The organism is Arthrobacter sp. Y3222053, from assembly GCF_059092805.1.
Window position 1 is genome coordinate 243,548 of the sequence record NZ_JBNHIA010000002.1, and the last position, 21,510, is coordinate 265,057.

Here is a 21,510-nt window from a genome sequence, read left to right on the forward strand (position 1 = left end):
ACTGTAGCAGACGGCAGCGGTTGACCGGAGCTCTCCCTAATGGAGGCCAGCATGCACTCAGCAGTCGCAGATTTCGGGACCTGATCCCGTCCTGCGGCCAAACCGCCGAAACAGTGAAAGGTTAACGTGGCTAACAACACACGTGCCCGCCGTCAGGCCCGCGCTTCGCGTGCCCTCGGCATTGCCCTGACTCCCAAGGCAGCCAAGTACTTCGAGCGTCGCCCGTACCCCCCGGGTGAGCACGGCCGTGCACGCCGCAAGCAGGACAGCGACTACGCCGTCCGCCTGCGCGAGAAGCAGCGCCTGCGCGCCCAGTACGGCATCCGCGAGGCCCAGATGGGACGCCTCTTCGAGGAAGCCCGCCGCACCGCCGGCCTGACCGGTGAGAACCTGGTCGAACTGCTGGAAATGCGCCTCGACGCCCTGGTCCTGCGTGCCGGCTTCGCCCGCACCATCGCCCAGGCCCGCCAGCTGGTTGTGCACCGCCACATCATGGTTGACGGCCAGCGCGTGGACCGCCCGTCGTTCCGCGTCTCCGAAGGCCAGCTCATCCACGTGCACCAGCGCAGCGAGACCATGGCTCCGTTCCAGGTCGCCGCAGCCGGCGCGCACCGCGATGTCCTGCCGCAGGTTCCGGGCTACCTGGACGTGCAGCTGGAGAAGCTGCAGGCCCGCCTGGTCCGCCGCCCGAAGCGCTCCGAGATCCCCGTGACCTGCGAAGAGCAGCTCGTCGTGGAATACTACGCGCGCTAATCGCGGATCCTGGTTTCATAACCCGGCACAGCCCGCGGCCCTCTGTGGGCCGCGGGCTGTGTGGTTAACCCGGCCCCGGGCCCTGCCGCAGCAGGCCCGCACGGCACAAAGTAAGTGCCGGCGGCGCGCAGTAGGTAAGGTACATAGCGGAAAGCCAACAATCTTCAACTCCAAAGGAGAGCCATGTCAGGTGGAGATATCGCCGGACTGATCGCCGCCGGCGTCTTCGCCGTTCTGGTCGCCCTGCTGGCCGTACCGGTCTGGAAGCTGGGCAAGGTCTTTGACGAACTGCGGGGAGCGATCCGCACGCTCAGCGACGGCACCACCCCGCTGATCGACGAAGTCACCACCACGGTCTCGACCACCAACGCGCAGCTGCAGAAGGTGGACGGCATCTCCTCGAACGTCTCCGACGCCTCGGCCAACATTTCGGCCCTCAGCTCGCTGGTGGCAGCCACCGTCGGGCAGCCGCTGATCAAGGTCTCGGCGTTCACCTACGGCGTGCGTTCGGCCCTGGCCGCGTCCGGCAAGGGTTCGGGCCGCCGCAGGCGGAGCCGCTGACCCCGGTCGGCCACCCAGGTGCGGCTGCCGGCCGGCAGCACACCAGCCACGCACCCCCAACCGCGAGCACAGGAGCAGCAATGATCAAGCGGGTTTTCTGGATGTCAGTCGGCGTCACGATCGGCGTCATCGCCGTCCGGCGCCTTTCCGACGCACGCGCCGCCGTCGGTCCCGCCGGCCTGAACCGCGCCATCGGCAGCGCCGCCGACGCGGTGCAGAACTTCACCGAAGCCATGCGCGAGGCGATGGACCAGCGCGAAACCGACCTGCGCGCCGCCCTGGGCATGGACGACGGCGAGTCCGTCACCCGGTCCATGACCGCCGCCCGGCGCTGAGCCGCCCCACCATCTTCCGCGCGCCGCCCACACGCCGGGCGCCGCGCACACCATACGAAGGGTAAGAAAGAGCACCATGAAGTCCCACGAGATCGCCCGCCGCTGGCTGGAATTCTTCAGCGCGAAGGGACACACCGTGGTCCCGTCCGCCTCCCTGGTCACGGGGGACCCCTCCCTGCTGTTCACCGTTGCCGGCATGGTGCCCTTCATCCCGTACCTCACCGCCCGCGAGACCCCGCCCTACAGCCGCGCCACCAGCGTGCAGAAGTGCATCCGCACCGCGGACATCGAAGAGGTCGGCAAGACCGCACGGCACGGCACGTTCTTCCAGATGGCCGGCAACTTCTCCTTCGGCGACTACTTCAAGGAAGACGCGATCACCTTCGCCTGGGAGCTGCTGACCTCCCCGGTGGAGAAGGGCGGCTACGGCCTGGATCCCGAACGGCTCTGGGTCACCGTCTATGAGGACGGAGACGAGCGCGACGACGAGGCCCGCGCCATCTGGCGCGACAAGGTCGGGGTGCCGAACGAGCGCATCATCGGTACCGGCAAGGCCGACAACTACTGGAACACCGGCCAGGCCGGCCCGGGCGGGCCCTGCTCGGAGATCTACTACGACCGCGGACCGGCCTACGGCCTCGAAGGCGGCCCCGCCGTCGACGAGACGCGCTACATCGAGATCTGGAACCTGGTCTTCATGCAGTACCAGCTCTCCGCGGTCCGCTCGAAGACCGACTTCGACGTCGCCGGGGAACTGCCGCAGAAGAACATCGACACCGGCCTCGGCCTGGAACGCCTGGCGATGATCCTCCAGGGCGTCGAGAACATGTACGAGACCGATCAGGTCCGGCCCGTCCTCGACAAGGCCGCGGAGCTGTCCGGCAAGAAGTACACCTCCGCCGAGGATCCGAAGGACCCGCACCACGCTGACGACGTGCGGATGCGCGTGGTCGCCGACCACATCCGCTCCGCCCTGATGCTGATCAGCGACGGCGTGACCCCCTCCAACGAAGGCCGCGGCTACGTCCTGCGCCGCCTGATCCGCCGGGCCGTGCGGGCCATGCGCCTGCTCGGCGTCGAAACCGCCGTGCTGCCCGAGCTGCTGCCCGTCTCCCGCGACGCGATGAAGGGCACCTACCCCGAGGTGGAGGCCGACTTCGAGCGCATCGCCCGGATCGCCTACGCCGAGGAGAAGGCGTTCCTGCGCACCATCGCCTCCGGCACTGAGCGCCTCGAGGAAGCCGTGAAGGTCTCCAAGGCCGCAGGGCGTCCGCTGTCCGGCGAGGACGCCTTCACCCTGCATGACACCTACGGCTTCCCGATCGACCTGACCCTGGAAATGGCCGAGGAGGCCGGGCTGAAGGTCGACGAAGCCGGGTTCCGCTCGCTCATGTCCGAGCAGCGCCGCCGCGCCCAGGCCGACGCCCGCGGCAAGAAGCAGGGCCACGCGGACGTGTCCGTGTTCAACGAACTGCTCAAGGCCGGCGAGACCGTCTTCACCGGCTACACCGAGCTGACCAGCGAATCCAAGGTCCGCGGCATCGTGCAGGGCGGCGGCGCCGTCACGCACGCCGGCCCGGGCGCCGAGATCTCCCTGGTCCTCGACGAGACCCCGTTCTACGCCGAGGCCGGCGGCCAGGCCGCCGACACCGGCCTGATCACCGGCGACGGCTTCGTCGTCGAGGTCGCCGACGTGCAGCGCCCGGTCAAGGGCCTGAGCGTGCACAAGGCGATCGTGCGCGAGGGTGAAATCTCCACCGGTGCCCTGGTGCAGGCCGCCGTCGACGCCCAGCGCCGCCACGCCGCGGAGCAGGCCCACACCGGCACGCACATCGTGCACGCGGCCCTGCACCAGATCCTCGGCCCCGAGGCGCTGCAGCGCGGCTCCTTCAACAAGGCCGGCTACCTGCGCTTCGACTTCGCCTGGGGCGAGGGCCTCTCCGACACGGCCAAGTCCGAAATCGAGGAAGTCTCCAACCTGGCCATCCGGTCCAACTACGACGTCGTCACCCGGGTCATGCCGCTCGAGCAGGCCAAGGCGCTCGGCGCCACCGCCCTCTTCGGCGAGGCCTACGGCGACACCGTCCGCGTGGTGGAGATGAACGGCGACTGGTCCCGCGAGCTCTGCGGCGGCACCCACGTCGACGCCACCTCCCGCATCGGCTCCCTGACCCTGCTCGGGGAACAGTCCGTCGGGTCCGGCAACCGCCGGGTTGAGGCGTTCGTGGGCATGGACGCGTTCCGCCACCTCGCCGCGGAACGTGCGCTGGTCACCGAGCTGTCCGAAATGCTCAAGGTGCCCTCGGCCCAGGTGCCGGAGCGCGTTGCCGCGACCCTGGCCAAGCTGAAGGCCGCCGAAAAGGAGCTCGAGCGCCTGCGCCGCGAGCAGCTCGCCGCCTCAGCCGCCGCCCTGGTCTCCACGGCCGTGGACGTCAACGGCGTCCGCGTGCTGGCCCACAACGCCGGCGAGGTCGGCGGCGCCGATGACCTGCGCACCCTCGCCCTGGACCTGCGCCAGCGGCTCAGCAGCGGCGCGGCCGTCACCGCCGTGGCCGGTGTGGCGAACAACCGTCCGGTGATCATCGTCGCCACGAACGAGGCCGCCCGCGCCGCCGGCGTGAAGGCCGGCGCGCTGGTCCGCCTGGCCGCCGGGATCCTCGGCGGCGGCGGTGGCGGCAAGGACGACGTCGCCCAGGGCGGCGGCGCCGATGCGGCCCGGATCGATGAGGCGCTCACCGCGGTGCGCTCCGCCGTGGCGGCCGGGAGCTGACCTTGGGGTCCCCGGCGGCGGACGTTCCCCGCGGTGTACGGCTCGGTCTCGACGTCGGCCAGGTCCGGGTGGGCCTGGCCGCGTCGGACCCCGACGGCCTGCTGGCTGTCCCGGTCCGGACCCTGCGCCGGGACGCCAAGAAGGACCGTGACATTGCCCTCGTGGTCCGGGAGGCCGCGGAACGCGATGCGGTGCAGGTCTTCGTGGGCCTGCCCCGCAGCCTCAGCGGCAACGAAACGGCGTCGACGCAGATGGCCCGGGAGTACGCGAACCGGCTGGCCGGCGCCCTTGCGGATGCCGGAATGGACCTTCCGGTACGGCTGGTCGACGAGCGCTTGAGCACCGTCAGCGCCCACCAGGCCCTCCGCCAAGCTGGAATGGACACCCGTGACCACCGTAGAGTGGTAGATCAGGCTGCCGCAGTGGGAATCCTGCAGCATGCCCTTGAAATGCAGCGTTCGCTTGGACGCGAAGTGGGGGAACCGGTACAACTTCGTCGGCTGCCGCGCCCGGAAGGCGCGGCTCCGGCCCCGAACCAGGAGCCAGCTATTTCCCAGCAGACCGACACCGAAGGCGGGTCCGGCCGTGAGTCATAGGTATCCGGACCACCGCCCCGCCGAAGCCGACTACGACGGCACCGGCTATCGCCGGCGTCCGTACGGCGAGGACCCGCAGGGCCACGAGGAACCCGCGTACGACCAGTACGGGTACGACGCCGCCGGGTACGAGGCGGATGACGGATACACAGACCGCGGCTACGCCCGGGGACATGCCGAAGATGAGCCGGTGGCAGGACTTTTCGAGGAGCAGCAGCTGCCTTCCCGCCGCAGCCGGCGGCCCTCCCGGGAAAAGATGCTGCGCCGCCGCCGGCGCACCATCGTGGTGGGCGGCGTCCTGCTGTTCTTCCTCGTGGTGCTGATCGGCCTCATCCTGTTCCTGCGTGACCTGCTGGGGATGAACGAGCCCAAGGACTACGAGGGCGCCGGCACCGGCAGCGTCGTGTTCACCGTGAATCCCGGAGACGGGCCCATGGTGATCGGCGGGAACCTGGTGAGCCAGGACATCATTGCCAACAGCGACCGGTTCATGGAAGTGGTCGCAGCCGAAGCCGACGGGCGGGAGATCCAGCCCGGCGAATACGAGATGCGCTACCAGATGTCCGCCTCCGCGGCCTTCGACGCCCTGATCGGCGAGCAGGGCGGGCTGGTGCACTACGCCGCCGTCGCCCGCGACCTGCGCCAGGGCGAGGTGTTCGAAATCCTCTCCACTTCCACGGGCATCTCCGTCGCCGAGTTCGAGGCCCTCGCCGCGTCGCCGCAGCAGTTCGGGCTGCCCGAGCAGGCACGGAGCCTGGAAGGCTACCTGCACCCGGGGGAGTACCGGTTCGACGTCAGCCTCACCGCCACCGACATCGTTTCGGAAATGGTGGCCCAGACCTTCGCGGTGCTGGAGGAGGATGGCATCACCGATCCTTCGGAGCAGTACCGGATCCTGACCAAGGCCAGCATCATCCAGGCCGAGGCCGGCGAGGCGGACTACGCCACCGTGGCGGGCTCCATCGAGAACCGGCTGAAGCCGGACAACACGGAGACGAACGGGCTGATCCAGTCCGACGCCACCGTGACCTACGGCCTGGACCGCAAGAGCTACAACCTCACCCCTGAGGAAAAGGCCGACAAGTCCAACCCGTACAACACTTATGCCAACCCCGGCCTGCCGGTGGGACCCATCGGCTCGCCGAGCCGCGAGGCGATCGACGCCGCCGCCAACCCGGCCGACGTGCCCTACTACTACTGGGTTACCGTCAACCTGGACAGCGGCGAGACGAAGTTCTCCTCCACCCTGGCCGAGCACGCCCGCTACGTGGCCGAGTACCAGGAATGGTGCGCCGGGCAGGAACCGGGCAGGTGCGACTAGGTGTCCGCCGCGCCCCTGCGGGCGGCGGTGCTGGGCCATCCCGTGGCCCATTCCCGTTCGCCCCAGCTGCACCGTGCCGCCTATGAGCTGATCGGCTTCGACTGCGCCTACGACCGGATCGACGTGCCCGAGGCGGAGGCCGGGGCGTTTGTCCGCCGGCTGCGCACCGAGCCCGGTTGGGCCGGCGTATCGGTCACCATGCCGCTGAAGGCCGCCATGGTGCCGTTCATGGATGAGGTGACCGCCGGCGTGCGGTCCGTCGGTGTGCTGAACACGGTCGTCGTCACCCCGGACGCGGGCGACGGCGGGCCGCGGCTCACCGGCCACAACACAGACGTCGCGGGGCTGGTGGGTGCGCTCCGGCACGCCGGAGCGGGTCCGGGTGCGCATGCCGTCGTGTTGGGGGCAGGCGGCACGGCGCAGGCGGCCGTGGCTGCCCTGGCCCGGCTCGAGGCCGCCCGCGTGGACGTGCACGCCCGCAGCTTCCGGGCCGACGCCGGCGGCGCCGTCGGGGTGGCCGCCACCGCCGACCGGGCGGGAATCACCGCGCGGCTGCAGCCATGGGAATCCGCCGCCGGCGCATGCGCCGCCGCCGACATCGTGATCTGCACCCTGCCTCCGCGCGGCGCCGACGCCCTCGCCGCCGAGTTCGCCGCCGCCGGCGCGGACCGCGCCGGCGCCGTGCTGCTGGATGCCGCCTACGACCCCTGGCCCTCGGCCATCGCCGCGGCCTGGCAGGACGCCGGCGGGAGAATCGTGCCCGGGCTGGAGATGCTGGTCTACCAGGCCGTGGAGCAGGTGCGGCTCTTTACCGGAGGGGCACCTGCGGATGAAGCATCCGTCATAAACGTGATGTGTGACGCAGTCGGACTCCCGCGGCGCTGAGGCCCCCGGGCGGGCATGGCAGTATGGAAACCATGTTGCGTTGGTTGACCGCCGGCGAGTCCCACGGACCTGCGCTGGTTGGAATTGTTGAGGGTGTCCCCGCCGGTGTCGAAGTCGAGACCGGCATGATCCAGGAAGCCCTGGCCCGGCGCCGGCTCGGCTACGGCCGCGGCGCCCGGATGAAGTTCGAGCAGGACCAGGTGCGGATCATTGGCGGCGTCCGCCACGGCCGCACCCTGGGCAGCCCGGTCGCCATCGAGGTCGGCAACACCGAGTGGCCCAAGTGGGAGCAGGTCATGTCCGCCGATCCCGTGCCCGCCGAAGCGCTGGCCGGCTCGGCCCGCAACGCGCCCCTGACCCGCCCGCGGCCCGGTCACGCCGATCTGACCGGCATGCAGAAGTACGGCTTCGACGAGGCCCGCCCGGTGCTGGAACGTGCCAGCGCCCGCGAAACGGCCGCCCGGGTCGCGCTGGGAACGGTTGCGGCGAGCTTCTTGAAGTCCCTGGGCATCGAACTGGTCTCCCACACCGTCTCCATCGCCTCCGTCAGCGTCCCCGAGGCCGCCGCGCTGCCGCTGCCTGCGGACGTCGCGGCCCTCGACGCCGATCCGCTGCGCTGCTTCGATCCGGCCACCTCCGTGGCCATGGTCGACGAGGTCGACGCGGCCCACAAGGACGGCGAGACCCTCGGCGGAGTGGTCGAGGTCCTCGCCTACGGTCTGCCGCCGGGACTGGGCAGCTACGTGCACTGGGACCGCCGCCTCGATGCCCGCCTGGCCGCCGCCCTGATGGGCATCCAGGCGATCAAGGGCGTGGAGGTCGGCGACGGCTTCCTTACCGCGGCCCGCCGCGGCTCCCTGGCCCACGACGAGATCGTGCGCGACGCCGACGGCGCCATGATCCGCTCCGGCAACCGTGCCGGCGGCATCGAGGGCGGCATGAGCATCGGCGAGGTGCTGCGCGTCCGCGCCGCGATGAAGCCGATCGCCACCGTACCCCGCGCCCTGCAGACCGTGGACGTGGCCACCGGCGAGCCGGCCCGGGCCCACCACCAGCGTTCCGACGTCTGCGCCGTACCGGCCGCCGGCGTCGTCGCCGAGGCCATGGTCGCCCTGGTCCTGGCCGAAGCGGTCACCGAGAAGTTCGGCGGCGATTCGGTCGCCGAGACCCGGCGTAACCTCGCCGCGTACCTGGAGAACATCCCGGCCGCGCTCACCACCGCCTCCGGCGATGCCGCTTCCCGCTGAGCAGCCGGTTGTCCTGATCGGACTCATGGCCGCCGGCAAATCCGCCGTCGGCCGTGAGCTGGCCGCCCGCCACGGCCGCCCGTTCGTGGACACCGATCAGCTGGTCGTGGACCGTTACGGGCCCATCGCCGAGCTGTTCGTCTCCCGCGGCGAGCGGTTCTTCCGCGAGGTCGAGGCACGGGCCGTCGCGGAGGCCCTGTCCGCCCCGGGCGGCAGCATCGTCTCCCTCGGTGGCGGCGCCATCCTGGACCCCGGCACCCGGCAGCTGCTGGCCCGCGGCCCGCGCGTCGTGTTCCTGGACACCGACCTGGCCACCGTCCTGCCCCGGATCACCCGCGCCGGGCACCGCCCGTTGCTGGCCGAGGATCCGGCCGGCCGATGGCAGGCCCTGGCCGACGCCCGCCGCCCCATTTACGAAGCCCTGGCGGAGATCACCATCGACGCCAGGGGATCCTCCGTGCCCGAGATCGCCGACCGCATCACGCGCACGCTCACTGAAGGAGAAGCCCCCGATGCCCGCTGAACCCACCGTCATCAAGGTGACCGGCGCCGCCCCCGAAGAGAACTACGACGTGGTGGTCGGCAACGGGCTGCTGCCCCGCCTGCCCGCCATGCTGGGGGAGCGGGTGCGCCGCGTGCTGGTGATCCACCCGCGGGCGCTGCGGGCCACCGGCGACGCGGTGCGCGAAGACCTGGAGGCCAACGGCTTCACCGCCCTCACGGCGGAGATCCCGGACGCCGAGGAAGGCAAGCACATCCAGGTCGCCGCGTTCTGCTGGCAGGTGCTGGGACAGAACGACTTCACCCGCTCCGATGCCGTCGTCTCCGTCGGCGGGGGAGCGGTGACCGACGTGGCCGGCTTCGTGGCCGCCACCTGGCTGCGCGGCGTCAAGGTCGTGCACCTGCCCACCAGCCTGCTGGGGATGGTCGACGCCGCCGTCGGCGGCAAGACCGGCATCAACACCGCCGAGGGCAAGAACCTGGTGGGTGCCTTCCATCCGCCGGCCGGGGTGCTGGTGGACCTCGACGCGCTGGGCACCCTGCCGCGCAACGAACTCATCAGCGGCATGGCCGAAGTGGTCAAGTGCGGCTTCATCGCCGACCCGGCCATCCTGGACCTGATCGAAGCGAACCCCGAGGCCGTGGCCGACGGCGGCTCCGACGTCGTGCGTGAACTGGTCGAGCGGGCCATCCGGGTGAAGGCCGAGATCGTCTCCGGCGACCTGCGCGAAGCCGGCCGACGGGAGTTCCTCAACTACGGACACACTCTGGGGCATGCCATCGAGCTGGCCGAACGCTACCAGTGGCGGCACGGCGCGGCCGTCTCCGTGGGCCTGGTCTTCGCCGCCGAACTCGGCCGCATGGTCGGCCGCCTCGACGACGCCACCGCCGACCGGCACAAGCGGATCCTCGAGACCCTGGGCCTGCCGGTGACGTACCGTCACGACCGCTGGTCCGCGCTGCTGGACGGCATGCGCCGGGACAAGAAGTCCCGCGGCGACCTGCTGCGCTTCGTGGTCCTGGAGGGCCCCGGCCGGCCCACCATGCTGGAGGTCCCGGACACCTCGCTGCTCTTCGCCACCTACCAGGAAATCGCCTCGGAACCGCAGGGTGGGATGAAGCTCAGCCTCTAGGCGAAGCCCCGCCGCGCTCGGCGGGGTAGACTAATCGACGGATTTGACGACGAACGACGCTAACCGACGAAAGAAGAACTGTGGCGACGACCAACGACATCAAGAACGGCACCGTGCTGAAGCTTGAAGGCAACCTGTGGAGCATCATCGAGTTCCAGCACGTGAAGCCGGGCAAGGGTGGCGCGTTTGTCCGCACGAAGATGCGCAACGTGACCTCCGGCAAGGTCGTGGACAAGACCTTCAACGCCGGCCTCAAGATCGAGACCGCCACGGTGGACCGCCGCGACTACCAGTACCTGTACCAGGACGGCGACGACTACGTCTTCATGGACACCTCCGACTACGACCAGCTGACCGTGTCGGCCGCCGTCGTCGGCAACGCCGCTAACTTCATGCTCGAGGGCCAGATGGTCACCATCGCCATGCACGAGGGATCCCCGCTATACATGGAAATGCCGGCGTCCGTGGTCCTGGAGATCACCTACACCGAGCCCGGCCTGCAGGGCGACCGGTCCACCGGCGGCACCAAGCCGGCCACCGTGGAGACCGGCTACGAGATCCAGGTTCCGCTGTTCCTGGAAGCCGGCACCAAGGTCAAGGTCGACACCCGCAACGGCGACTACCTGGGACGCGTCAACGAGTGAGTGCCCGCACCAAGGCCCGCACCCGGGCGATGGAAGTGCTCTTCGAGGCCGAGCAGCGCTCGGTCCCGGCGCACGACGTCATCCGCGCCCGACGCGAGCAGACGGACCAGACCATCAATCCCTACACGCTCGACCTGGTGGAGGGGGTCCTGGCCAAGCAGGATCAGATCGACGAATTCCTCAGCACCTATTCGCAGGGCTGGCCCCTGGAGCGCATGCCCTCCGTGGACCGCATGATCCTGCGCCTGGGCACCTGGGAGCTGCTGTACAACGATGAGATTCCCGACCGCGTTGCGGTCAGCGAGGCCATCGAACTGGCGCGCACGCACTCCACCGACGAGTCCCCGGGCTTCGTCGGAGGTTTGCTCAACCGCCTCCAGGAGCTGAAGCCCACGCTCCTGGCCTAGCGCCCTCCGCAGGCCAAAGGGGCCCGGCACGCCGTCCATGGACGGTGCACCGGGCCCCTTTGCCGTACCGGCGCAGATCAGTGCGGCACTGCCGCCGACAGCATGACGCTGCGGGTCCGGACCAGGTCGGCCAGCAGGGCCTGCTCGGTCTGTGCGCTGCGCTGCAGGTCCTGCCCGGCGCAGATCCGCTGGCGTACCATCGCCAGCCGCGTGGAATCACGGATGAAGCGCTTCATCGGGGCGCGGGCGCCCACGCGGGAGGCCCAGGCCAGGGCACGCCGCCGCCCCGGGTGGGTGCTGAGCATGTAGACCTCCTCGCCGGTGAACCAGCCGGCCCGTGCATATTCGCCCAGGCGGAGGGCAATCTGCCGGCCCTCCGCACGGCGCAGCAGCCAGACGGTGACGACGACGGCGGCGAACAGCGGCACCTGCAGCAGGAAGTAGAACGTGAAGAAGTCGTTGTAGACCAGCGCCATGCCGCCGTTCCAGAACATGTGCCCCGCAATGGCCGGAACCAGCCCGGCGGCGAAGCCGAGCAGGATCCGGCCCGCCCCGCCGGCGCGGGCACCCAGCCCCACCCCGACGCCGATGCAGATGGTGAACATGACATGCGCGAACGGTGAGAACAGCCCGCGCAGCACGAAGACCATGCCCAGCTGGAGCCCGACGCCGCCGGCCTCGATGAAGGCGGATCCGAAATAGAGGATGTTCTCGGTGAACGCGAAGCCGGCCGCCACCGTTCCGGCGTAGACAATGCCGTCCACCGGACCGTCGTAGTGACTGCGCCCGGTGAACACCAGGATCAGCACGCCCAGGCCCTTGGCGAACTCCTCGACCAGCGGCGCCTGGACCACCGTGCCCAGCACATCCGTGGAGGCCATCGGCAGGGCCGCGGCCAACATGTCGGAAACCGCGCTGCCGAGCAGCAGGGTGATCGCCACGGACGCGCCGGCTCCCCAGAGGAAGGCGAAAAGCAGCGCACCCCGCGGCTCCGGCTCCCACCGGTCCACCCAGTGCAGCCCCAGCAGGCAGATGCCCAGCGGCACCAGCGCCAGCACCCCGCACACGAGAAACGCCGAGGCGCCCAGCGACACGAGGAGGAACAGGCCCACCAGGACCAGCGCGAGGGCGGCGGCGACGATGAGCACGATGTTGCCCGCCGTCGTCCACCCGCGCCGGACCGGCCGCGGCGGAAACGGCTGGTGCCACATCGGCTGCGCCGGGTGCGGGGCGGTTCCGGGCGGGGCGTGGAGGGCGTAACGGCCGGGCGCTGGTCCTGTCATAGCCCCAACAATAGGAGACAGCCGCGCTGTGATAGTTTTGACACTGCATTCAACCTTTAAATCCGTCCTGTGAGGCGGGGAAGGAGGAAGGCAGACACATGGTCTCTCCAGGCCCGCACGGCACCGCCGTGCCCGCCCGCACCGTTCTGGCTTCAGCTGACATTGACCGCGCCCTGACGCGCATTGCCCACGAGATCCTCGAGGCGAACAAGGGAGCGCAGGACCTCGTCCTGCTCGGCATCCCCCGCCGCGGATACCCCCTCGCCCGACGGCTCGGCGACCGGATCGCCGCCGCGGACCCGTCCTTTGACACCGCCAACGTCGGACAGCTCGACGTCACCATGTTCCGTGACGACCTCGCGCACCAGCCCACCCGCCCGCCGCATGCCACCGAACTGCCGGCCGCCGGCATCGACGGCAGGGTGGTGGTCCTGGTGGACGATGTCCTCTACTCCGGGCGCACCATCCGCTCCGCCCTCGACGCGCTGGTCGACCTCGGCCGGCCCCGGGTTGTCCGCCTCGCCGTCCTGGTCGACCGCGGGCATCGGGAACTGCCGATCCGCGCGGACCACGTGGGCAAGAACCTGCCCACCGCCGCCGCGGAAAAGGTCCGGGTCCAGGTCATGGAAGTCGACGGCGCCGACGGCGTGGTCATCGAGGCCGCCTAAGTGAAGCACCTGCTCTCGACCCTGGACCTGTCCCGATCCGACGCACTGGCCATCCTCGACACCGCCGAGCAGATGGCCGCCGTCGGGCAGCGTGAAGTCAAGAAGCTGCCCGCCCTGCGCGGACGCACCGTGGTGAACCTCTTCTTCGAGGATTCCACCCGCACCCGCACCTCCTTCGAGGCCGCCGCCAAGCGGCTCTCCGCGGACGTCATCAACTTCTCGGCCAAGGGCTCCTCGGTGTCCAAGGGCGAGTCCCTGAAAGACACCGCGCAGACCCTGGCCGCCATGGGGGCCGACGCCGTGGTCATCCGGCACGGCGCCTCCGGCGCCCCGGCCCGGCTCGCCGGCTCCGGCTGGATCGACGCCGCGGTGCTCAACGCCGGCGACGGCACCCACGAACACCCCACCCAGGCCCTGCTGGACGCATTCACCATGCGCCGGCACCGGGCCGCCCTGGCCGGCGTTCCCTCCACCGGCACCGACCTGGCCGGACTCAAGGTCGCGATCGTGGGGGACATCCTGCACTCCCGCGTGGCGCGGTCGAACCTGTGGCTGCTGAAGACCCTCGGGGCCGAGGTGACCCTGGTCGCCCCGCCCACGCTGCTGCCCTTCGGCGCCGACTCGTGGCCCTGCACCATCAGCTACGACCTGGACGAGGCGCTGGCCGCCGGTCCCGACGTCGTGATGATGCTGCGCATCCAGGCCGAACGCATGCACTCGGCGTTCTTCCCCTCGGTGCAGGAATACTCCCGCCGCTGGGGCTTCGGCGACGAACGGCTCGCCCGCCTCGACGCGCTCGGACTGCCGCACACCATCCTGATGCACCCGGGGCCGATGAACCGCGGCCTGGAAATCAGCTCCGCCGCGGCCGATTCCTCCCGCTCCACCGTCCTTGAACAGGTCAGCAACGGCGTGGCCGTCCGCATGGCCAGCCTGTACCTGCTGCTCTCCGGCGAGAGCGGCCCCCGCACAGCCCAGGAGACCGCCTCATGACCGCCTACCTGATCCGCTCCGCCAGCCTCCTCGGCGGCGAACGCACCGACCTGCTCATCCGCGGCGGCCGCATCGACGCCGTCGGCCCGCGCCTGGACGTCCCCGCAGGCGCCGAGGTGGTCGACGCCGACGGGCTGGTGGCCCTGCCCGGCCTGGTGGACCTGCACACCCACCTGCGCGAACCCGGCCGCGAAGACGCCGAAACCGTCGAGACCGGCACCCGGGCCGCCGCGCTGGGCGGCTACACCTCGGTGCACGCCATGGCCAACTCCAATCCGGTCGCCGATTCCGCCGGCGTCGTCGAGCAGGTCTGGAGCCTGGGCCGGCGCTCGGGCTGGGTGGACGTCCGCCCGGTCGGCGCGGTGACCGTCGGGCTGGCGGGGGAGCGGCTGGCCGAACTCGGCGCGATGGCCGACTCCCGCGCCCGGGTCCGCGTGTTCTCCGACGACGGGATGTGCGTCCACGATCCGGTGCTGATGCGCCGCGCCCTGGAGTACGTGTTGGCGTTCGACGGCGTCGTCGCCCAGCATGCGCAGGAGCCGCGCCTGACCGCCGGGGCGCAGATGAACGAGGGCGAGGTCTCCGCGGTGCTCGGGCTGCCGGGCTGGCCGGCCGTGGCCGAGGAGGCCATCATCGCCCGGGACGTGCTGCTGGCCCGGCACACCGGGTCGCGGCTGCACGTCTGCCACGTCTCCACCGCCGGCAGCGTCGAGATTCTCCGCTGGGCGAAGGCGGCCGGCATCCGCGTCACCGCCGAGGTCACCCCGCACCACCTGCTGCTGACCGAGGACAAGGTCACCACCTGGAACCCGGTGTACAAGGTGAACCCGCCGCTGCGCACCGCCGACGACGTGCAGGCGCTGCGGGAGGCCCTGGCCGACGGGACCATCGACATCGTCGGGACCGACCATGCCCCGCACCCCAGCCAGGACAAGGAATGCGAGTGGGCGCAGGCGGCCATGGGCATGACCGGGCTGGAGACGGCCCTGCCCGTGGTCCAGCACGCCATGGTGGAGACCGGCCTGATGGGCTGGGAGCAGGTTGCGCGCGTGATGTCCGCCACGCCCGCCCGGATCGGCGGGACCGCGGATCAGGGCCGTCCCCTTGCCGCGGGCGAGCCCGCGCATGTCACATTGATCGACCCGTCTGCGCGGCGCGTCGTGGACCCCCATAAGATGGCTACGAAGGGACGCAACAGCCCCTACGCCGGGCTCGAGCTGCCCGGTGCGGTCGAGGCAGTGTTTTACGCCGGGCACCCCACGGTCCTGGGCGGCGCCTTGAACTCCCCCCATCCGAGCGCAGCAGAGGAGCCCCGGTCCGCATGGACGTCGTGATCTTTGTCCTGGCCGTCATCGCGGCCGCCGCCGTTTTCCTGGCGGTCTTCGCGATTGGCTGGCGGGGACGACGACGACGACAGCAGGACATTCCCGCGCCGCCCGAGCTGCCCGCGGAGCTCGCCGAGCCGCTGTTCGAGGCCACCGGACAGTACGTGGTGACCACCGTCGCCGGGGACTGGCTGGACCGGATCGCCCGCCACGGCCTCGGGTTCAAGTGCGAGGCGACGGCCGCGGTGTTCGACGAAGGCCTGCTCTTCGCCCGCCGGGGCGCCCCCGACCTGTGGATTCCCCGGTCCCGGCTCCGCGGCGTCCGGCTTGAACGCGGCATGGCCGGCAAGTTCGTCGAAAAGGACGGGCTGGTCACGGTGACCTGGCGCCTCGGCGGCACCGACGTCGACACCGGATTCCGCAACCGCGCCGCCAACGAAAAGACCATGCTGGTCAACGCCATTACCCAACTGCTGCCTGCGGACCAGGCAGCGCCAAGCGAGGAACAACAGTGACAGTGCACGAGAAGACCACCCCCGCCGTCCTGGTGCTGGAGGACGGTCGAACTTTCCGCGGCCGCAGCTACGGCGCCCAGGGCACGGCACTGGGCGAGGCTGTGTTCACCACCGGCATGACCGGCTACCAGGAGACGATCACCGATCCCTCCTACGCCCGCCAGCTCGTCGTCCAGACCGCGCCGCACATCGGCAACACGGGCGTGAACGACGAGGATCCCGAGTCCCGGCGCATCTGGGTTGCCGGGTACATCGTCCGCGACCCGGCCCGCCGCGCCTCCAACTGGCGCTCCGAGCGCAGCCTCGACGATGAACTGACCGCGCAGGGCGTGGTCGGCATCAGCGGCGTCGACACCCGCGCCGTCACCCGCCACCTGCGCGAACGCGGGGCCATGAAGGCCGGCATCTTCTCCGGCAACGCCGCGCAGCGTCCCGAAGCGGAGCTGCTCGCCGAGGTCCAGGCCCAGGAGTCCATGGCCGGCGCACGGCTGGCCGAAGAGGTCAGCATCGAGGAGCGCTACGTCATCGAGCCGGCCGACCACGGATGGACCGGCGAGCCGGTCGCCACGGTCGCCGCCCTGGACCTGGGCATCAAGTCGATGACCCCGGTCCGGTTCGCCGAGCGCGGGGTGCGCACCTTCGTGCTGCCGGCGTCGGCGACCCTCGAGGAAGTCCTCGCCGTGAACCCCGACGGCGTGTTCATGTCCAACGGCCCCGGCGACCCCGCCACCGCCGACGCGCAGGTCGACCTGCTGCGCGGCGTCCTGGACGCCGGCATCCCGTTCTTCGGCATCTGCTTCGGCAACCAGATCCTGGGCCGCGCCCTGGGCTTCGGCACCTACAAGCTGGGCTACGGCCACCGCGGGATCAACGTGCCCGTCCTGGACCGTCGCACCGGCAGGGTGGAGATCACCAGCCAGAACCACGGGTTCGCCGTCGACGCCCCGCTGGAGGGGCCGACCACCGCACCGGTGGAGCGCTACGGCCGGGTCGAGGTCAGCCACGTGTGCCTCAACGACGACGTCGTGGAAGGCCTCGCGTGCCTGGACATCCCCGCCTTCTCGGTCCAGTACCACCCCGAGGCGGCCGCCGGCCCGCACGACTCCGCCTACCTCTTTGACCGCTTCGTCGGCCTCATGGAAGACGCCAAGGCCGGCCGCCCCGTCGACGCCGCCGACGTCTCCAAGGCTCCCGCATCCGCTCCCGCAGTCCAGGAAGAAATCTAATGCCCCGCAGAACCGACCTTAACTCCGTCCTGGTGATCGGCTCCGGCCCGATCGTCATCGGCCAGGCCGCAGAGTTCGACTACTCCGGCACGCAGGCGCTGCGGGTGCTGAAGGAGGAGGGCCTGCGGGTCATCCTCGTGAACTCCAACCCGGCCACCATCATGACCGACCCCGAGTTCGCCGACGCCACCTACGTCGAGCCCATCACCCCCGAGGTGGTGGAGAAGATCATCGCCAAGGAGCGCCCCGACGCGATCCTGCCCACCCTGGGCGGGCAGACCGCGCTGAACACCGCGATCGCCCTGGACAAGAACGGCGTCCTGGACAAGTACAACGTCGAACTGATCGGCGCGAACATCGCCGCCATCGAGCTCGGCGAGGACCGCGAGAAGTTCAAGGGCGTCGTCGAGCGCTGCGGCGCCGAGTCCGCGAAGTCCATCATCGTGCACAGCATGGACGAGGCCTTCGCCGCCGCCGAGGAACTCGGCTACCCGATGGTCGTGCGCCCGTCCTTCACCATGGGCGGACTCGGCTCCGGCCTGGCCTACAACGCCGAGGACCTGCGCCGCATCGCCGGCGCCGGCATCCAGTACAGCCCCACCAGCGAGGTCCTGCTCGAGGAGTCCATCCTCGGCTGGAAGGAATACGAGCTGGAGATGATGCGGGACCGCAACGACAACGTCGTGGTGGTCTGCTCCATCGAGAACTTCGACCCGGTGGGCGTGCACACCGGCGACTCGATCACCGTCGCCCCGGCCATGACGCTGACCGACCGCGAGTACCAGAAGCTGCGCAACATCGCGATCGCGGTCATCCGCGAGGTGGGCGTCGACACCGGCGGCTGCAACATCCAGTTCGCCATCGAGCCGGACACCGGCCGCGTCGTCGTCATCGAAATGAACCCGCGCGTCTCCCGCTCCTCGGCGCTGGCCTCCAAGGCCACCGGCTTCGCGATCGCCAAGATCGCCACGAAGCTCTCGCTGGGCTACACGCTGGACGAGATTCCCAACGACATCACGCAGAAGACCCCGGCCTCCTTCGAGCCGACCCTGGACTACGTCGTGGTCAAGGTCCCGCGGTTCGCCTTCGAGAAGTTCCCGGCCGCCGACCCGACCCTGACCACCACCATGAAGTCGGTGGGCGAGGCCATGGCGATCGGCCGTTCCTTCACCGAGGCGCTGCAGAAGGCCCTGCGCTCCCTGGAGCAGAAGAACGCGTGGTTCTCCTTCGACCCGGTGGATGCGGCCGAGGTGCCGGCGCTGCTCGAGGCGGCGAAGCGGCCCACCACGGCCCGGCTGAAGCAGGTCCAGCAGGCCCTGCTCGGCGGCGCCTCCATTGAGGAGCTGTACAAGGCCACCGGCATCGACCCCTGGTACCTGGACCAGCTGGTGCTGATCAACGAGACCGCCGAGCAGCTGCGCGGCGCCCAGCCCACCCCTGAGCTGCTGCGCCTGGCCAAGCGGCACGGCTTCTCCGACGAGCAGATCGGCCGGCTCACCAACACCCCCGAGGCCGTGGTGCGCGGCATCCGCCACGCCCTGGGCATCCGCCCGGTCTACAAGACGGTGGACACCTGCGCCGCGGAGTTCGCCGCGTACACCCCGTACCACTACTCGTCCTACGACGAGGAGGACGAGGTCGGGCAGCACGCCAAGCCCTCGGTCATCATCCTCGGCTCCGGCCCGAACCGGATCGGCCAGGGCATCGAGTTCGACTACTCCTGCGTCCACGCCACCATGGCGCTGCGCGAAGCCGGACACGAGACCGTGATGATCAACTGCAACCCGGAGACGGTCTCCACCGACTACGACATCTCCGACCGCCTGTACTTCGAGCCGCTGACCCTCGAGGACGTACTGGAGGTCATCCACGCCGAGCAGCGCACCGGCGGCGTCCTGGGCGTCTTCGTCCAGCTGGGCGGGCAGACCCCGCTGAAGCTGGCGCAGGCGCTGGCCGACGCCGGTGTGCCCATCCTGGGCACCTCCCCGGAGGCCATCGACCTCGCCGAGCACCGCGGCGCCTTCCAGCGGGTGCTCGACGGCGCCGGGCTGGTGGCCCCGAAGAACGGCACCGCCGTCTCCTTCGAGGACGCCAAGCGGGTCGCCGACGAAATCGGCTACCCGGTCCTGGTGCGCCCGTCCTACGTGCTGGGCGGCCGCGGCATGGAGATCGTCTACGACGAGGCGAACCTCTCCCGCTACATCGCCAACGCCACCGAAATCACCCCGGACCATCCGGTCCTGGTGGACCGGTTCCTCGAGGACGCGATCGAGATCGACGTCGACGCCCTCTTTGACGGCACCGACCTCTACGTGGGCGGCATCATGGAGCACATCGAGGAGGCCGGCATCCACTCCGGCGACTCGGCCTGCGTCCTGCCGCCGATCACCCTCGGTGCCGACGTCATCGAGCGGGTCCGCGAGGCCACCCGCGCGATCGCCGCCGGCGTGGGCGTGCGCGGCCTGATCAACATCCAGTTCGCGCTGGCCAGCGACATCCTCTACGTGATCGAAGCCAACCCGCGCGCCTCGCGCACCGTGCCCTTCGTCTCCAAGGCCACCGGCGTGCAGCTGGCCAAGGCCGCGGCGCTGATCGGCACCGGCGTCACCATCGCCGAACTGCGCGCCGCCGGAAAGCTCGCGGCCGACGGCGACGGTTCGGCGCTGCCGCTGGACGCCCCGGTCGCGGTGAAGGAGGCCGTGCTGCCCTTCAGCCGGTTCCGCACCCCCGAAGGCACCGTCGTCGACTCCCTGCTCGGCCCGGAAATGCGCTCCACCGGCGAGGTCATGGGCATCGACAAATACTTCGACACCGCGTTCGCCAAGTCGCAGGCCGCCGCGAACAGCGCGCTGCCCACCTCGGGCAAGGTCTTCGTCTCGGTCGCCAACCGGGACAAGCGCGCGATCATCATGCCGGTGAAGCTGATGAGCGACCTCGGCTTCGAGATCCTCTCCACCGGCGGCACCGCCGAGGTGCTGCGCCGCAACGGCATCGCCGCCACCGTCGTCCGCAAGGTCGCCGAGGGCGCAGGCCCGGACGGCGAGGGCACCATCGTGGACCTGGTCACCGACGGCACCGTGGACCTGATCATCAACACGCCCTCCGGCGGGCAGGCCCGCGGCGACGGCTACGAGATCCGCGCCGCGGCGACGTCCGTCGGCTGCCCGATCGTGACCACCGTGTCCGAGTTCACCGCCGCCGTCCAGGCCATCGAGGCGATGCGCTCCTACCAGTGGGACGTCAACTCCCTGCAGGAGCACGCCGCCCGGCTCAAGGCCGCCGGTGCCTGAGCAGGTTTCCGTTTCCGACGCGCACCGGGCTCCGTTCGGAGCCCGGCTGCGCGCCGCCATGGACGCCCGGGGCCCGCTCTGCGTGGGCATCGATCCGCATCCCGGGCTGCTGGCGGACTGGGGACTGGACGACGACGCCGCCGGGCTGGAGCGGTTCAGCCGCACGGTGCTCGAAGCGGTTGCCCGCACGGCCGCAGCGGTCAAACCGCAGGTGGCCCTGTTTGAACGCCACGGCTCCGCCGGCATGGCGGTGCTGGAGCGGCTGCTTGCCGATTGCCGCGGCGCCGGCGTGCTGAGCATCGCCGACGCCAAGCGCGGGGACATCGGCTCCACCATGGCCGCGTACGCCGACGCGTGGCTTCGGGACGGCTCGCCGCTGGCCGCCGATGCGGTGACGCTGAGCCCCTATCTGGGCTTCGAGTCGCTGCGGCCGGCCCTGGACCTGGCGGCGGCCACCGGGCGCGGGACCTTCGTGCTGGCCCTGACGTCGAACCCCGAGGGGGCGGCCGTGCAGCATGTCGGCGCCGGATCCCGGGGCTCCGGCGGCTCGGTGGCGCAGCGGATCGCAGCCGCCGCGGCCGAGGAAAACGTCCGCGAACGCGGCAGGCACCCGGGGGAGGCTGCCGAGGCGTTCCTGGGCTCCACGGGCCTGGTCGTCGGCGCGACGGTGGGCACCGCCATCGACGACCTCGGCCTGGAGCTGGCCGGAGCGGCCGCTCCGCTGCTGGCTCCGGGGCTTGGCGCCCAGGGCGCCACCGCGGCGGACCTGCGGCGCACCTTCGGCCGGGCAGCAGGCAACGTGCTGGCCACCTCCAGCCGCGACATCCTGCGCGCCGGCCCGTCGCCGTCGGCGCTGCGGGACGCGGCGGAGCGCACCGGCGCCGCACTCGCGGCGGAGCTGACGGCCTGACCGGCGGCAACCGGGCCGGGGCGCCCGGTCGGGTAACGGCGTGCATTGCATTGCGCAGCAGGTGCGGTTAGGTTCAAGACCTAAGCCAAGCAGCCGCATACGGGGGCGCCTTTCACGGCGGCCCGATGCTCGTCGTCGATGCCGGGA

General features: G+C 70.6%; 20 protein-coding genes. 19 read left to right on the forward strand and 1 reads right to left on the reverse strand.

The genetic code is table 11. The features are described from left to right. Nucleotides 1-126 precede the first annotated feature (126 nt). The 12 genes from rpsD (at nt 127) to nusB (ending at nt 11,153) form a co-directional block, all read left to right on the forward strand. A complete protein-coding gene (gene rpsD, locus AC5RUW_RS05395) occupies nt 127-753 on the forward strand; it encodes a 30S ribosomal protein S4 (RefSeq protein ID WP_494007122.1) in 627 nt (208 codons plus the stop codon). 183 nt (nt 754-936) lie between these two features. Beyond that, nucleotides 937-1,314, forward strand: coding sequence for a DUF948 domain-containing protein (locus AC5RUW_RS05400; protein ID WP_494007121.1), 378 nt, complete (start codon nt 937-939; stop codon nt 1,312-1,314). Nucleotides 1,315-1,394: 80 nt separating this feature from the next. Next, a complete protein-coding gene (locus AC5RUW_RS05405; protein WP_494007120.1) occupies nt 1,395-1,649 on the forward strand; it encodes a hypothetical protein in 255 nt (84 codons plus the stop codon). Between the two features lie 76 nt (nt 1,650-1,725). After that, nucleotides 1,726-4,419 (forward strand): alanine--tRNA ligase, encoded by a 2,694-nt coding sequence (alaS, locus tag AC5RUW_RS05410; RefSeq protein ID WP_494159758.1) that lies wholly within the window; start codon nt 1,726-1,728, stop codon nt 4,417-4,419. Nucleotides 4,420-4,421: 2 nt separating this feature from the next. Beyond that, entirely contained in the window at nt 4,422-5,015 is a 594-nt protein-coding gene (ruvX, locus tag AC5RUW_RS05415; RefSeq protein ID WP_494159759.1) for a Holliday junction resolvase RuvX, read from the forward strand. Beyond that, the gene (mltG, locus tag AC5RUW_RS05420; protein ID WP_494159760.1) at nt 5,005-6,336 is read left to right on the forward strand and encodes an endolytic transglycosylase MltG; all 1,332 of its coding nucleotides are present in this window, start codon (nt 5,005-5,007) and stop codon (nt 6,334-6,336) included. Before ruvX ends, mltG begins: the two co-directional genes overlap by 11 nt. Then, nucleotides 6,337-7,221: a shikimate dehydrogenase gene (locus tag AC5RUW_RS05425; RefSeq protein WP_494159761.1), complete on the forward strand. Its 885-nt coding sequence runs from the start codon at nt 6,337-6,339 to the stop codon at nt 7,219-7,221. Between the two features lie 32 nt (nt 7,222-7,253). Beyond that, a complete protein-coding gene (gene aroC, locus AC5RUW_RS05430; RefSeq protein WP_494159762.1) occupies nt 7,254-8,468 on the forward strand; it encodes a chorismate synthase in 1,215 nt (404 codons plus the stop codon). After that, nucleotides 8,452-8,991, forward strand: a complete 540-nt coding sequence (locus tag AC5RUW_RS05435; protein WP_494159763.1) for a shikimate kinase — start codon at nt 8,452-8,454, stop codon at nt 8,989-8,991. The genes aroC and AC5RUW_RS05435 overlap by 17 nt, the downstream gene beginning before the upstream one ends. Then, on the forward strand, nt 8,981-10,102 hold the full coding sequence (aroB, locus tag AC5RUW_RS05440) for a 3-dehydroquinate synthase (protein ID WP_494159764.1): 1,122 nt from the start codon (nt 8,981-8,983) through the stop codon (nt 10,100-10,102). Before AC5RUW_RS05435 ends, aroB begins: the two co-directional genes overlap by 11 nt. Nucleotides 10,103-10,182: 80 nt before the next feature. Next, nucleotides 10,183-10,746 carry an elongation factor P gene (gene efp / locus AC5RUW_RS05445; protein WP_494007112.1) on the forward strand — a complete coding sequence of 188 codons (564 nt, stop codon included), beginning with the start codon at nt 10,183-10,185 and terminating at the stop codon, nt 10,744-10,746. After that, complete coding sequence (gene nusB, locus AC5RUW_RS05450; RefSeq protein ID WP_494007111.1) at nt 10,743-11,153, forward strand: transcription antitermination factor NusB; 411 nt, start codon at nt 10,743-10,745, stop codon at nt 11,151-11,153. The genes efp and nusB overlap by 4 nt, the downstream gene beginning before the upstream one ends. A gap of 77 nt (nt 11,154-11,230) precedes the next feature. Here the strand turns inward: nusB and AC5RUW_RS05455 are convergent, their stop codons facing one another. Next, the gene (locus AC5RUW_RS05455; protein ID WP_494159765.1) at nt 11,231-12,436 is read right to left on the reverse strand and encodes a PrsW family intramembrane metalloprotease; all 1,206 of its coding nucleotides are present in this window, start codon (nt 12,434-12,436) and stop codon (nt 11,231-11,233) included. 98 nt (nt 12,437-12,534) lie between these two features. Here AC5RUW_RS05455 and pyrR point away from each other — a divergent pair, with 98 nt between their 5' ends. Genes pyrR through pyrF form a run of 7 tightly spaced genes read left to right on the forward strand, consistent with a single transcriptional unit; the run spans nt 12,535 to nt 21,363 of the window. Then, nucleotides 12,535-13,104: a bifunctional pyr operon transcriptional regulator/uracil phosphoribosyltransferase PyrR gene (pyrR, locus tag AC5RUW_RS05460; RefSeq protein ID WP_494159766.1), complete on the forward strand. Its 570-nt coding sequence runs from the start codon at nt 12,535-12,537 to the stop codon at nt 13,102-13,104. Further along, nucleotides 13,105-14,097, forward strand: a complete 993-nt coding sequence (locus AC5RUW_RS05465; RefSeq protein ID WP_494159767.1) for an aspartate carbamoyltransferase catalytic subunit — start codon at nt 13,105-13,107, stop codon at nt 14,095-14,097. Next, on the forward strand, nt 14,094-15,431 hold the full coding sequence (locus AC5RUW_RS05470) for a dihydroorotase (RefSeq protein WP_494159768.1): 1,338 nt from the start codon (nt 14,094-14,096) through the stop codon (nt 15,429-15,431). The genes AC5RUW_RS05465 and AC5RUW_RS05470 overlap by 4 nt, the downstream gene beginning before the upstream one ends. Beyond that, complete coding sequence (locus AC5RUW_RS05475; protein WP_494159769.1) at nt 15,419-15,937, forward strand: PH-like domain-containing protein; 519 nt, start codon at nt 15,419-15,421, stop codon at nt 15,935-15,937. Before AC5RUW_RS05470 ends, AC5RUW_RS05475 begins: the two co-directional genes overlap by 13 nt. Further along, the gene (gene carA, locus AC5RUW_RS05480; RefSeq protein WP_494159770.1) at nt 15,934-17,163 is read left to right on the forward strand and encodes a glutamine-hydrolyzing carbamoyl-phosphate synthase small subunit; all 1,230 of its coding nucleotides are present in this window, start codon (nt 15,934-15,936) and stop codon (nt 17,161-17,163) included. The genes AC5RUW_RS05475 and carA overlap by 4 nt, the downstream gene beginning before the upstream one ends. Beyond that, entirely contained in the window at nt 17,163-20,453 is a 3,291-nt protein-coding gene (gene carB / locus AC5RUW_RS05485) for a carbamoyl-phosphate synthase large subunit (RefSeq protein ID WP_494159771.1), read from the forward strand. Before carA ends, carB begins: the two co-directional genes overlap by 1 nt. Next, nucleotides 20,446-21,363, forward strand: a complete 918-nt coding sequence (gene pyrF / locus AC5RUW_RS05490) for an orotidine-5'-phosphate decarboxylase (protein WP_494159772.1) — start codon at nt 20,446-20,448, stop codon at nt 21,361-21,363. The genes carB and pyrF overlap by 8 nt, the downstream gene beginning before the upstream one ends. Nucleotides 21,364-21,510: the final 147 nt, after the last annotated feature.

Coding starts and splice junctions, on each gene's coding strand:
- AC5RUW_RS05400 (WP_494007121.1), top strand. CDS start 937: ATGTCAGGTGGAGATATCGCCGGACTGATCGCCGCCGGCGTCTTCGCC.
- AC5RUW_RS05405 (WP_494007120.1), top strand. CDS start 1,395: ATGATCAAGCGGGTTTTCTGGATGTCAGTCGGCGTCACGATCGGCGTC.
- alaS (WP_494159758.1), top strand. CDS start 1,726: ATGAAGTCCCACGAGATCGCCCGCCGCTGGCTGGAATTCTTCAGCGCG.
- aroC (WP_494159762.1), top strand. CDS start 7,254: ATGTTGCGTTGGTTGACCGCCGGCGAGTCCCACGGACCTGCGCTGGTT.
- AC5RUW_RS05435 (WP_494159763.1), top strand. CDS start 8,452: ATGCCGCTTCCCGCTGAGCAGCCGGTTGTCCTGATCGGACTCATGGCC.
- aroB (WP_494159764.1), top strand. CDS start 8,981: ATGCCCGCTGAACCCACCGTCATCAAGGTGACCGGCGCCGCCCCCGAA.
- AC5RUW_RS05455 (WP_494159765.1), bottom strand. CDS start 12,436: ATGACAGGACCAGCGCCCGGCCGTTACGCCCTCCACGCCCCGCCCGGA.
- pyrR (WP_494159766.1), top strand. CDS start 12,535: ATGGTCTCTCCAGGCCCGCACGGCACCGCCGTGCCCGCCCGCACCGTT.
- AC5RUW_RS05470 (WP_494159768.1), top strand. CDS start 14,094: ATGACCGCCTACCTGATCCGCTCCGCCAGCCTCCTCGGCGGCGAACGC.
- AC5RUW_RS05475 (WP_494159769.1), top strand. CDS start 15,419: ATGGACGTCGTGATCTTTGTCCTGGCCGTCATCGCGGCCGCCGCCGTT.
- carB (WP_494159771.1), top strand. CDS start 17,163: ATGCCCCGCAGAACCGACCTTAACTCCGTCCTGGTGATCGGCTCCGGC.